The organism is Legionella nigrisilvae (assembly GCF_977063395.2).
The window spans coordinates 1-255 of record NZ_CDRUGZ020000013.1; the positions used below are offsets into that span (position 1 = coordinate 1).

Sequence of the window (255 nt, forward strand, 5' to 3'; positions counted from 1 at the left end):
GACGCTATGGTCGCCAGGAAAACTGTTTATGCATAATGGGGGCTATTATACCCGAATTATGCTTTAGGTAAATAAAGAGGTGCACATTTTTTTGTAAGTGAGGTCAAAAACCTCACTTTAATACCTTCAAACTTGTATCTGGAGCTATGAAATGAAGTAGCTCAGATTATATGGTCAAGACAATCAGCCAATTAGTACAAGTTAGCTTCACACATTACTGCGCTTCCACACCTTGCCTATCAACGTTGTAGTCTT

The 255-nt window shown here is 38.8% G+C and carries 1 rRNA gene; it reads right to left on the minus strand.

Annotated features, from left to right (window positions below):
* Positions 1-170: 170 nt before the first annotated feature.
* Positions 171-255: ribosomal RNA gene (locus ACWTE2_RS05080) — 23S ribosomal RNA — on the minus strand; the annotation flags it as partial.